Raw genomic sequence first — 12,879 nt, 5'->3', positions numbered from 1 at the left:
TTATGAGAGACGAATTACAATTTTTTACTGTAAAAGTAGCTAACGGAAGTGGTTGTTTGTTTCAACCGCTAAATAGTGAATACAGTTATATTTTGACAGCCAAACACGTAATTGAAGGTGTTGAGAGTATCGAAATAATTAGACAATGGATTCAAGAAGATGGAACGAAAGTAGAGAATCAGCTTGAAATACTAGATACTCCATATATACATTCTAGTCCGGACAAAGACGCTGCAATAATTAAAGTAAATAAAATAGATGGTATAGAATCTTTATTAAGATCTGACTTAAATTCTGTAGAAAAAGAAAACTGGTATTTGTGTGGTCATCCCGATTCAAGGGAAAACAATGGTTTTTCATATAGAAAGAATAAGCTCAAAATAGAAAATCCTGTAGAGCTTTATATCGAAGGAGAAATCGAAAGAAATGTAAATCATTCCGAGGTAGTTGGACAATCAGGAGGTGGAATAATCAAACCTGAAGGTTCTTGTTTTCTTTTAGCAGGTATTCAGAAAAAAATGGCTGTTGAAGATGAAGAGGAAACGCTTTCAAGAATTCATTTTGCTCCGTTGTCTTTTTTTGATGAGATAATTGAGGAAAATAAAGAGAATTTATCACCTCTATTTCCTCCCTACATTGGTACTTTTAGCGTTTTACTACAAGAGATTTTTCCATTTCCTAATCTAATCATTAAACAAGAACTGATTAGAAATACTCTATTAGCTATTTCACAAAAAATTTGTGATGGTGCTGATATGGATAAAATTTTCAAGGAAAATGGTCTACAATTTTTAGTAGATGGAACTCCAAGTCATATAAGATATCATAAATCTTTATGGAAATCTTTACTTGAATTTTTTACCATAATAAAACTTTATGAAGAAACAGTTGATGTCAATGATTTAGCTAGTATTAACAAGAAAAGAAAAATATTAATAGTTGATACAGATATGTGGACCAAAAAACTAGAAGATATTTATAAGTCGGATTTATCTCAAATAGAAAAAGGAGGAACCATAGTTATCTGTGCAACAAATGAATCAGAAACTAATAAAACTGAAATTTCATCAGAAGAACTTGTTATCCTTGACATTTCTACTCCTATAGATAAAATGAACATTAGCAACACTGTTGAAGATCCTTTTAATGACTTGAGACTGGTCAATATTTTTAAGTTTCAACACCATATCATAAATAGTACTCTTCAGTTAGCAAACATAAATGGAACAAATTCAAAAACTAAAATCAAAGAATTAACAGATGGAATTATTTAAAGGAATAGACAGTAAAGAGGAAATTTATAATCAAATTAGAAAGTACTTTGATATTCAAAATATTATTATTGGGAATTTAATTTTTGGGGACAATATTCCTGTCTTTTTTATCCAATTTAAGAATTTAAATGATTTGGAAAAATTCTGGAGAGAATTCAACAGCTTTATAACTGCTGAATATCTGATAAAGCTAAAGAATGATTTTTCTAAATGGAATTCATATATTTTTTATATCACTGATAGTTCCGTGCAAAGACCTTTAAAATATGAAATAGAAAATAATAAATTCAGTACAAGAAAAATTGTAATAGAATCAATAAGTCAGGATATTGATGAAATTTTATTAAAGAGTATATTGTCTGAACATATAATCAATGACAACATAGATTTTAATGTCAAAAATCAAGATATTGAATCATTCACTAAGAATGTAATTATCAACGAAGCTTTAAGGGCAACTTCCTTTAATAAATCAAATGCAGATAAGGAAGAAAATTTATTAAAAGTATTGAATCACCTTGAAAAAACACTAAACGATGAAAATTAAGAAAGTAGAAATTCAGGCTTTTAGAGCATACGATAAAGTTGAAAATGGAACATTTGACTTCGAGCTTAATGAAAAAGAATATGCAGATTTTGTCTCTCTATATGCTCCTAATGGATTTGGTAAAACTTCTTTTTACGATGCTATCGAGTATGGGTATACAAACAATATTGATAGACTTTTAAAAAATAAAAATAACAAGGATATCGCAAAGTCGGAAAAGAATATTAGTAATAATGAAAAACAGTATATTTTAAGAAATAGGTATTCTAATTCAGATTTGGATAGTTTTGTAAAATTGCTTACTAACAAGGCAGAGATAACAAGAAGTATTACTATTCCCAGAAGAGGAGCTTCCGATTTTAAATTTGATGAAAAAGAAACTGAGAACAAATATTTCAGAGAAGTTATTTTATCTCAAGATTGGATAAGTGGATTTCTTAAAGAGGATAAACCAGAAGATCGATATAAAACATTTATTGAGTATTTCGGCGACAAGGAGCTTGATAAATATTATAATACACTTATATCTCTTATATCTCAAAATGATAAAGAGATAAAAAAGTTAAATGATCAACTTAAAGGGATTCAATTGGAACTCAAATTTGACGGAGATAAAGATATTCTTTCTAAAGTCAACGAAAAGATAGAGCTTCTAAATGAAAAAATAAAATTATTTAATAGGATAGATTCTCAGACATCGGAAACCGCAATACTTGACCTTACTAATTCTATAACCGAACGTTTAAATGAGATTGAGTTTGAAGTTACTAAACATCAGAATCTTATTTCAGATTTGGATACGTTAATTGTTGGAGATGAAACATTAGTTAGTTTTAAAAAATTTAAAGATAACTCTGATGAACTGAAGAAGTTAATAGATAAACAAAAAGAGTTAGCTTTAATCTTGACTAGATTTGAAAGTTTAAAAAAAGAAAAAGCCGAGTTAGCCTCAATTCAAGATCATAATGCAAAGTTGACAAATGAGAAAGAACAAAAGGAAAAGATATTAGGACTGTTTGGTAAATATAAAGAGACTATTAAACTTACAACAGATAAAGATGAAGAAATTAAGAATTTGCAATCATCACAAGACACATTAGATAAAGAAATATCAAATCAAAAAGTACAACTATCAAAAGTAGAAGTTCAGATTTCAACGACACAAAATGAGATTAATAATATTAATCTAACTATTGGCGAATTGCCTGAAATAGAAAAAAACATACTGAATTCAGGAGATAAAATAAAACAATTAAACAAAGACGTAGAACTAAAGAAAGAGGAATTAAAGAAGAACTCTAAAAACATAGTTTCTCTTGAGTTATTTGTTAATGAGCTAAATAGTGCTTTACTAAATATTGAAAATAAAATCTTCCCTTCAGAGTTCGACAATAACTTTGTTAAGTATTCTATACAATTACGAAAACACGATGATTTAAAGAAAAAAATTGAAGATGAAAACAAAAAACTAAATTCCCTTCAGAAAGAAATTATTGAAAATGATATTTTCCAAGCTGAATTAGATAGTTTTATTTCAAAGGGTCTATCTATCATTAATGATAAAAAAACAGATACCTGTCCTCTATGTACCCAAGAATATAATTCTTATACTGATTTAGCTGATAAAGTAGCAAATAATAAATTGCTATCTAAAACATCGAATGCATTATTGAATAGAAAAAATGAGATAGAAAAAATTATTAGTGGTATTTCAGAAGATATAAATGAAACGATTATACAACTGACAGGACTTATTAAAAAGGATATCTCTGAAAGTGAGTTAAAAATCCAGGAATTAAATACCCAAGTTCTCAATATTAAACAGGCAATAATCGATTCTGAAACTAAAATAGATAATGAATCAAAGAGATTATCAAACCTAAGGAGTTCAATTTCAAATAAACCAATTGAAGAATATAGTAAATGGGCTAAAGAGGAATTAGACAAATTGAGCAAAGAAATACAAAAGCATCAATTGGATTTAGCTTCACTAAAAGATAAAATAAAAAATAACGAGGAACAATCTCAAATTACAATCAAAAAGATAGATTTATTTAAAGAAGATCGAGAGTCTCTTGTTAATGATAACATTGTTAATGAGATAAAAAAATTCTTTTTGGAGAATTACCCCAATGATGCTATTGAATCAGAGCGTATTAACAAAGACTTGGTAAACCTTAGTAATATTCAGAAAGGATATTTGACCAAGATTGAGAAGTTAAAGATAGAGATTGAAGCTAAGGAAAATGATTTAGCCAGTACCAATGAAGATGCTGTGAAAAAAGAATTAGAAGAACTAAATGATAAAATAGACAGATTAGCACGTGAAGTTGAAATATATAAAACAAATTCAAAAAAATACATTGATTTAGATATCTCCACAGTTGAACAAGAAGCCTTTAATACAGCCATTAACAATATAAAAAAATCTAATAACATTAAGATTTCAGAGTATCAAAATGAAGTAAAAGAATTAAGTTTATTATCCCAACTAAAAGAAAATGTATTACCCTTTCTGAAATTTGAAGAAAAAAGGAAAAAACAAAGTGATTTAAAAACTAGCAAATCATTAAAGGATAAGATCAATAAAAAGTTAAAAGAAGAAATAGGAAAAGTATCGTTACTTATAGAAAAGCAAATAAAATCCTTTTTTTACGAAGATTTAATTAATGATTTATATAAACGAATTGATCCTCACCCTGACTATAAGAAAGTGAAATTTATTCCTGACTTTAAGGACAACAAACCTAAACTAAATGTTTGCGTATATAAAGAGGTTGGGGATAAAAACTTTATTATACCTAATCTATACTTCAGTCAAGCTCAATTAAATATTTTAAGTTTATGTATTTTTTTAGCGAAAGCTCTAAATGCTAAAGACGATAAAGGGAATTCTATTGATTGTATTTTCGTCGATGATCCTATTCAGTCAATGGATAGTATAAACATTTTATCGACTATAGATTTATTAAGAAGTATTGTGGTGAATCAGCAAAAGCAAATAATTTTATCAACACACGATGAAAATTTCCATAATCTTTTAAAGAAAAAAATTCCTTCAAATTTATTCAAATCCAAGTTTATGGAGCTGGAAACTTTTGGAAAGGTGAAAGCGAATATTTAAATACTAACCAGATGGAAACCTTTAATCTATATAGAGAAGCAAAAGATCAATATGAGAAATTAATCCCTGAAAAAAATGATGGATTAGTTCTCATATCCCTTTATGCTAAGTATAAAGATAAAGAGTTCACAGAAGAAAATATTGTAGCTATCATTAATAAAGTTTTCAAAGACCAAGGCAATGAAAGTTCAAGAACAGAATACAACAGAAATAATAACATAATTTTAAGGCTACAAGAATCGTTTCTTTGGCGTAATGAAACTAAAAGAACCTACCAATTCAAAAAATACGGATTAGAGCTTTGCCAAAATATAGAGAAACGATTAATCGAAAAATATAACCCTGCTAAGATAAAACGCTTTTTTGATGAGTTATTTCACAGTCTGACAAAAAATATTGAAGAAAACAATGATTTCAATCTATGGATTGAAGACCATTTCGATATCAGAATGCCAGAACTAATTTCACAAATTGAAATATTAGACCAACAAGTAAATGAATCAGTTAGTGAATTTAAAACCAATATAAAATCGGAAGACGATAACATAATTAATCTTTTAAATGAAATTCAAATTCGTTTGGAAATAATTAAAGAACAAGCATTCGAACTCAAGAATGCTTTTCAAATATCATACGATATTGATGAACTGCTTACAAGCATTTTGGAAAGAAATGAAGGATATAATTTTATTAAAAACATCCAGAAAGTTCAAAATTTTCATGACAGTTCAAGAAATCAATTAGAACAGGTTAGTAAACGAATTGAAAAAATAAAACCAAGAATTCGAGAGTTTATTTATGATTTTAACAAAAAGGATTTCGATAGAAAAACTAACAAATTCATAAATCATTTGCTTGATAAATCCTTTATTAAAAGAGAAGGAAATAGTAAAAGAATTCAGTTGCCCAACAATCTTTCAGAATTTAAAATAAAATCTGTCGAAATCCTTCCTAAATTCAATGTTTTAACAATTCGTGAAATAAGCCCAAAACTTGCAATTGATGTGGTTAAAAGACAAATTGATGTTGTTAAGCGAAAAGAGTTAGTCGAAAAAACACTGAAATGGAAGCACGATAAAGAAAGAATAATGACCTGGACCGATATTGCATTTCAAGAATTAGAAGAAAGCGGGTCTTTAGATTTCGCTCCATTATTTTTCAGGATAATTGATAAAGATACTATCATCATAGCCGTTAAAACTGCCCATAATATTTTACGAAAATGTACAAGAAACAAACAAAAATATAAGATTGAAATTAAACCAAATTTAGTTAATCATTCGGAAAAAAAAGGAATAGCGTTATGGCAGATGAAAATTCAGAAAAAATAGAAAAGTACAGTTTTCTCTATGAAAAGAAAAGTCTGGCTGTTTTTGCAAAACTTGATTATATGCTAAGAAGTGGCACACATATTCAAAGAGAATATCCTAACGATGCAAATATTTTTCGTTTTCTAAATGAGAATGAAAATTTTGAGTCATTAAAAAATTACTATAAAGATTTTTTCAATTTAATCTTAGTAAAAGAAGGAAGTGAATTTAATCAATACTACTATTTAAACGTTAATGAGGACAGCAAAAGCAAAGTTTCCTCAGATTTTAAAGATTATTTAAAAAGTGAATATATTATAATTGGAATGCTTTTCATAAAAATGTACAAACTTGACGGTAATATTGAATTAGATAGTGTTTCTGAGTTTATTAATCTTCTGTTCGAGGAATACGAAGAAGAAAAAAAAGCACTTAGAAAGTTAATTAATGATAACTCTTCGGATAAGGGGTCAGATTTTAATGATATAAAATTTGAAGATGTGATAAAAAAATCATTTTCGAAATTCGGTGAGTTGGGTTGGCTAAAATGGGAAGATGAAAATGAAAAGAACAAATTCAAGATGATGCCTTCTTTTGAGAGACTTAGAGAGACTTATCAACCACAAATTGACACAATAGATGATTTGATTAAAGAAATGAAAGATGCAGAATAATTTTCCACGAATTTTTAGTTTATCCACTATTGGCATTAAACAACATTTTAATGCAGATTATTTATTTCATCCATATAGAACCGATTTTAGTGGTGAAAGTGGAAGCGGAAAGAGCATGATAGCAGATATGATTCAATTAATTTTGGTTGGTTCAAGTGAATTTAAGTCTGCAACTGATGGAAATAAAGATAGAGATGTAAAAGGCATGCTATTGACTTCCAAAGGTAAATCATCTTCTAGAGGTTATATTTTCTTAAATGTTGAAGTGAATCCAAAATTATATATAGTAATCGGAGTTTACATTGAAAGTACTAGTAATGTTGCCGAAATGTTTATTATTCAAAATGGTTACGATTGGGATACAATTATACCTTTGAGCAGACCTATATTTCACAAAGATTTATTAATAAATAATAAAGTGGAAACGCTCAACAACCTTATTAATAAAGTTGAATTAGCACAAATAAAATCTTTTAAAAGAAGAACTTATCACCAAATCCTATACAATAATGATATATTGTCTCTAGATTTAACAAACGATGAAACATTAAAAACGTATGCAGGTATATTAAGATCATTCTCCAGAGGAAAGGGCTTTAAAACAGAATCCGAAAATCTTAAAAAATTCCTTTTTGGTGATGATGATCAAAATGTCATTATGAGAAAATATAATGAAGAAGTGAGTAACATCAATAATGATTTTCACGAGCATAAAAGATATTTGGAAGAAATTGAATTAATTAATAACAAACAAAATTCATTAAAAAGTATATTGGATAAGAATAAGACTTTCAAATCTATTTATACAGACTATTTAATTCAACGCTATAATTTCTGGAATACTTCAAAGAAAAAAGTAATTGAAAAACAACAGAAAATCACTGAAGAATTGAGCAATAAAGAAAATGAGATTCAGTGTGTTGAAATTCAATCAATACTATTAAAAACAAAAGACCTCAAAGAACTACTTGATAATAAGAAAAAAATTAATAGCCTAAATCAAGAGAATAAAGCTAAGGAAGATTTAGAACAAAACTTTTTAAATATAAAGCAATCTAAAGCTAGTATTGAAGTTGTCGAAAAATGGTTATTTGCAAACGAAAATCAAATAGAAAAAGTAAAAGAATGGTATTATTTCCAAAAGACAGAAGAAAAGTCAAAGTCAGAACTTGAATTATTTACAAATTATTTAGTAAAAAATAATATTGTCCAGAAATTTGAGGCTTCAAATTGGTTAGTTGATTTTGATAAAGAAAGTATTCAATTCGATGGTGACATTAAAAAACTAGAAAAAGAAATAACAGAACTAGACTCCTTATCAAAATTTTCAGATGTTAGTAATCCAGAATCTCTTTTAAGATGGACAACAGAAAATTTAAACTTTCCAGTATCACATACTACAGAGAGTATCTTGGTATATTTTCAAAAATATGGTAAAGTAAAACCTTCTGAAAAAAATAGTAATAGATATGTCCCTAATCCCGAAGAATTATTTGATAATATCGATGCCAAAATAAAAGATAAAACTGACAATGGGTTTTGGCTAAATCTTGATGGTGTTCATGAATTTATAGAGTATTCACCTAATCCGGTTCTAAATGTTAGCGACCCTAACTCAATAACAAAACCACTGTCAGCGTTAAAAGAAAATCTCAAAACACAATTAGCAAAACTTATTTCAGAAAAGCAAAACAAAGAAAGCCTTAAAAACAGCTTATTTGAATTTGGTAGCCTTAAATTACATATCGAGTTATATAAAAGACGAACCGAACTTGCTGAATTCAATATTGACGAAAGCATTAAAGTACTTAACCAAGAATACTTCGAAAAACACATTCAATTATATGAAGACAAAGAAAATGTCCTAAAACAGCATGATTTAATTCAAAAAGAATATTATGATTCCTTAAATCAAAAAGCAATTATTGAGGTATACAATAATAAAATTAAAGAACTAGAAAGTAATCATTTTGAAAACAATATAATAATTGATATTGAATTTATTGAAAAGGAAATCATAGAGGCTAACAAACAATCATCAGAACTAGTAGATAATTTAAAACAAAAGAATTTTGATATAAAATTATTTCTTGAAAAACATCCAAATATAATTGACAGTCAAATTGCTATTTTAAACTTAAAACATACACTTCAAAACTCCTATAAAAATCTTGAAAAAAATAAGGACCAAAATGAAACTGTGCTTAGTTTCGCAAATCAAGAACTTAATGAAGTTGTTTTATTAAATGAGATAATATTTAATCCAAAAATCGAGTTTGATGAGAATTATGAGGAGTTTAGTAATCCAAATGATGGTGGAAAAAATTCTTTGGTTTATAAAGCCGAACAAGCAAAAATTGCTTACGAGGAAAACTTAAAAATATTAATTAAAGACTTACCTTATGATGAGTCAGTTACTATCGGACAACTAGCAAATCATTTCCTCCCAACAGTTTTTCCAACATCTAAAATTGATGAAGACTTAATTTCTTTTAATATTACAGAGAGACTAAATAAACTAACACATGACATTCAGGAAATTGGTTCTAGAAAAGTCGAAATTTTAGGCAGCATATTTAATGAAGTTTTTAAAGTATATTCAGGTTATTTAACAAAAATTAATGAAATCGATGGGTATCTGAAAAAGAAGAACAAGATTATCACAGGAGGAAACAGAGCGTCTTTAACCTCTAAAAAATCACTCTACTACCCAGAAAGTTGGTTATCTTCTTTTAGAAAACAGTTAAATACTCAAATGTCATTTACAGGATTATTCAGTGAACTTAAAGAAGAAATTGATATAAATGAAATGATGATTAAAGCATTTCGTCAACTTGGAGGTAGTGTCAAAGTTGAACCTCAAGACTTAATGAATCCAAAATCATATTTTGATTTGGAATTTGATTTAAAACTAGAGAATGATGAGGTTAATTCTGGAAGTAATGGTCAAACCTATGCAGCAAATGCCTTATTATGCTTAGCAAGATTATCATTAATTGAAGAGAAAAATAAAAAAGGTTTAAAAATAATGCCTATTGATGAAGCAGAAGGATTGGGTAGTAATTATGATATGTTACATGAACTAGCAAAAAAAGAAAGATATCAAATTCTGACTATGGCAATAGAAACGGCAGGAAAAATTACAGATGATGGGCAATATATTTATATTATGCAGGAAAATAATCTGGCTGATATGGATTCTTATGTTCCTCCATTTGGCATCTTTGCAAATGAAGTTTTTCAGGATATTGATGAATACATAAATTCGGACTCTGGAGATGAATAAAAATGTAACTTGGAAAGAATTAAAGGCACTTGATGATTTGTACCGTTTTAAAAAGACTAAAGCAAATATTCAGGAACACCCATATATAAAATATCTATTGGAAGACAAGTGTATTCTTGACAGAAAATCAGATAATATAAAAATTATAATAGCTACAGATGATTTTGAAAAATTCTATGAAGAGACTTTTAAAATACAATATGAAGAAGCTAAAAGTTTTCTTTTAGAAAATGGAATTGAAACTAATGCAAAAAAGAGTTATACCCTAGAAGATGTAAAAACATTAATGCTAATTGCAGAAAATAAAATAGAATTAAAGAGTAACCCAACTAACATAGAAGATTTCTCAAATGAATTTTTTGATACATCAAAATACTTAAAAAATAAAACAAGTATTAGGAATGCTGTTTTTAAAATTCTAGATATAACAGAGTTTCCTTTAGACCAAAAAGAGAATCAATGGAGATTAGTTGTCGATATTCCTAATCCTAAAGCTATTGTTTTGTGTGAAAACAAATCATTTATGAAACAACCTTGGATTGCTAAAAACACCCAAATTAAAATGTGGTATGTGGGAGGAAATAATTTAAAAATAATTGATGATATTGATGAAATAGAGCTTTCTAAGCCAATTTATTACTCTTGCGATTGGGATTTAGCAGGAATGCAAATTTATTCAAGAATCAAAGTAAAACTTAGGGGGAGAAATACAGACATTACTCTTTTGTATCCCAATGAACCTCATAAAAAAATAAGCACATATATAGATTATCATTACAGTCATTGGGATTTGTCAAAAAAATTATCTGGATTATCAATAGATATATTTTCAAAAAAAGAATTAATTCTAATAAATGAATTAATACAAAATCAAATGTGGATTGAAGAAGAATCATTCAACTTAGAAAAAATGATTCAACAATTAAAGATTTAGTTTCCAATTGCCACTCCTTTGCCAACGCTCTAAAAAAAATTACTGTCATGGTTATTGATGCAATAACACTTACGCTCCGCGAATCATGCCAGTAATTTTTTTCCGGTAGTGTCTCACTAACTGTGTAAGTTGAAAAGTTATTCTGAAAAATATTTGAGCTCCTTTAAAAAGCTCAAAAATATTTTTCGGAAATAACTTTTTGTTATTTTTAACCTTACATAATTATGATTGACAAAGACGACTTATTAAACAACAAGGATTTCTATAAATCCTTCAAGAATGCAGAAGATTTAACCTCATTCTTTCAAACGATGCACAAACGAGCTGTTGAACATATGCTCGAAGCCGAACTTGATGCTCATTTAGACAATGAAAAACACGATAAAACCACTAAGGGTAATTATCGCAACGGACACGGAACTAAAAAAATAAAGACCTCTTTTGGTCAACAAGAAATCAAAGTTCCTCGTGACAGAGATTCTTCCTTTAATCCCCTGCTTGTTCCTAAAAGAGAAAATATAGCCCAAGGTATTGAAAATGTCATCATCTCACTTTATGCTAAAGGCATGAGTGTTAGTGATATTGAAGAACAGATCAAGGAGGTATATGATTTTGAAGTGTCTTCTTCGACTATATCACGTATTACCAACACAATTACAAATGAAGTAGTTACTTGGCAAAACAGGCCACTAGAAGAGCTTTATTTAATTGTTTGGATGGATGGTATTGTTTTTAAGGTTAGAGAAGGTTCGAAAGTTATCAATAAAACTATTTATTTAGCTGTAGGGCTTAACAGAGATGGTAAAAAAGATGTTTTAGGAATGTGGCTTGGTAAGAATGAAAGCAGTAGCTTTTGGATGAGTGTTTTGACTGATTTAAAAGCCCGTGGCGTTGAAGATATACTTATTACAGCTACCGATAATTTAAATGGATTTACTCAAACAATCCGAAGTGTTTTCCCTGAATCTCAAACACAAATCTGCGTGGTTCATCAAATTAGAAATGCTTGTAAATATGTCGTTTGGAAGGATCGAAAACAATTTACTGCCGATATGAAACATATTTATAACGCTCCAACAAAACAAGCAGCAGAGTTGGCTTTAAACGATTTTGCAGACAAATGGGAATCCAAATATTCTTATGCAATTAAATCCTGGCGAGATAACTGGGATGAATTGACCGTATTTTTTGATTTTCCAATTGAAATTAGAAAAATCATTTATACAACAAATTTAATCGAGAACTTAAACGGAAAAATTAGAAAATACACTAAAAATAAAATGTCGTTCCCAACAGATGATGCTGTATTAAAATCGGTATTTTTGGCTTTAAGAGAAGCGACCAAAAAATGGTCAATGCCTATTCAAAATTGGGGAATTGTTTTAAACCAATTTACCCTTATATTTGAAAAAAGGCTCCGATTATAAAAACGAAGCCTTAACTTTTCAACTTACACACTTTTTGGGATAGTGTCTTATTTCCCAAAGCTTCTTTACATAATGTGGCATTATAGTGCATGAAGAACTACCCTGCTCTCAATGAAATTAAAGGATGCACTATAATAACATTATGTAAAAAAGCCGCTACACCCAACGCGCTTGCCAGTGGCTCTAGGATAACTTTTTTCTATGCTTCCTCACACCAGCCTGCATAGAAAAAAAACCGTCCTTCGCCACTGGCTTAAACAATATTCTGTATTCCATCTGAAACTTGACGTTTATCACTGCTTT

Annotated in this window: 8 protein-coding genes; all 8 read left to right on the top strand. The window is 28.5% G+C overall.

Features of this window, described 5'->3' with window-relative positions:
- Window positions 1–2: 2 nt before the first annotated feature.
- The 8 genes from BIW12_RS13385 (at window position 3) to BIW12_RS13350 (ending at window position 12,576) form a co-directional block, all read left to right on the top strand.
- The gene (locus tag BIW12_RS13385; RefSeq protein WP_198033421.1) at window positions 3–1,274 is read left to right on the top strand and encodes an ABC-three component system protein; all 1,272 of its coding nucleotides are present in this window, start codon (window positions 3–5) and stop codon (window positions 1,272–1,274) included.
- A complete protein-coding gene (locus BIW12_RS13380) occupies window positions 1,261–1,821 on the top strand; it encodes an ABC-three component system middle component 1 (RefSeq protein ID WP_071185573.1) in 561 nt (186 codons plus the stop codon). The genes BIW12_RS13385 and BIW12_RS13380 overlap by 14 nt, the downstream gene beginning before the upstream one ends.
- A complete protein-coding gene (locus tag BIW12_RS13375; RefSeq protein WP_071185572.1) occupies window positions 1,811–4,945 on the top strand; it encodes an AAA family ATPase in 3,135 nt (1,044 codons plus the stop codon). The genes BIW12_RS13380 and BIW12_RS13375 overlap by 11 nt, the downstream gene beginning before the upstream one ends.
- A gap of 11 nt (window positions 4,946–4,956) precedes the next feature.
- Window positions 4,957–6,276: a hypothetical protein gene (locus BIW12_RS13370; protein WP_071185571.1), complete on the top strand. Its 1,320-nt coding sequence runs from the start codon at window positions 4,957–4,959 to the stop codon at window positions 6,274–6,276.
- Window positions 6,249–6,929 (top strand): chromosome partition protein MukE, encoded by a 681-nt coding sequence (locus BIW12_RS13365; RefSeq protein WP_071185570.1) that lies wholly within the window; start codon window positions 6,249–6,251, stop codon window positions 6,927–6,929. Before BIW12_RS13370 ends, BIW12_RS13365 begins: the two co-directional genes overlap by 28 nt.
- Complete coding sequence (locus BIW12_RS13360; RefSeq protein WP_071185569.1) at window positions 6,919–10,215, top strand: hypothetical protein; 3,297 nt, start codon at window positions 6,919–6,921, stop codon at window positions 10,213–10,215. The genes BIW12_RS13365 and BIW12_RS13360 overlap by 11 nt, the downstream gene beginning before the upstream one ends.
- Window positions 10,208–11,149 (top strand): hypothetical protein, encoded by a 942-nt coding sequence (locus BIW12_RS13355; RefSeq protein WP_071185568.1) that lies wholly within the window; start codon window positions 10,208–10,210, stop codon window positions 11,147–11,149. The genes BIW12_RS13360 and BIW12_RS13355 overlap by 8 nt, the downstream gene beginning before the upstream one ends.
- Before the next feature lie 224 nt (window positions 11,150–11,373).
- A complete protein-coding gene (locus BIW12_RS13350; protein ID WP_071183980.1) occupies window positions 11,374–12,576 on the top strand; it encodes an IS256 family transposase in 1,203 nt (400 codons plus the stop codon).
- The last annotated feature ends 303 nt before the right edge of the window (window positions 12,577–12,879 follow it).

It is taken from the genome of Flavobacterium commune (assembly GCF_001857965.1).
Classification (GTDB): domain Bacteria; phylum Bacteroidota; class Bacteroidia; order Flavobacteriales; family Flavobacteriaceae; genus Flavobacterium; species Flavobacterium commune.
The sequence above is the reverse complement of the archived record's forward strand: the minus strand, read 5'-3'. Positions and strand labels throughout refer to the sequence as shown.

Excerpts from the sequence above, each read along its gene's own strand:
- BIW12_RS13385 (WP_198033421.1), top strand. The coding sequence starts at position 3 with ATGAGAGACGAATTACAATTTTTTACTGTAAAAGTAGCTAACGGAAGT.
- BIW12_RS13380 (WP_071185573.1), top strand. The coding sequence starts at position 1,261 with ATGGAATTATTTAAAGGAATAGACAGTAAAGAGGAAATTTATAATCAA.
- BIW12_RS13375 (WP_071185572.1), top strand. The coding sequence starts at position 1,811 with ATGAAAATTAAGAAAGTAGAAATTCAGGCTTTTAGAGCATACGATAAA.
- BIW12_RS13370 (WP_071185571.1), top strand. The coding sequence starts at position 4,957 with ATGGAAACCTTTAATCTATATAGAGAAGCAAAAGATCAATATGAGAAA.
- BIW12_RS13365 (WP_071185570.1), top strand. The coding sequence starts at position 6,249 with ATGGCAGATGAAAATTCAGAAAAAATAGAAAAGTACAGTTTTCTCTAT.
- BIW12_RS13360 (WP_071185569.1), top strand. The coding sequence starts at position 6,919 with ATGCAGAATAATTTTCCACGAATTTTTAGTTTATCCACTATTGGCATT.
- BIW12_RS13355 (WP_071185568.1), top strand. The coding sequence starts at position 10,208 with ATGAATAAAAATGTAACTTGGAAAGAATTAAAGGCACTTGATGATTTG.
- BIW12_RS13350 (WP_071183980.1), top strand. The coding sequence starts at position 11,374 with ATGATTGACAAAGACGACTTATTAAACAACAAGGATTTCTATAAATCC.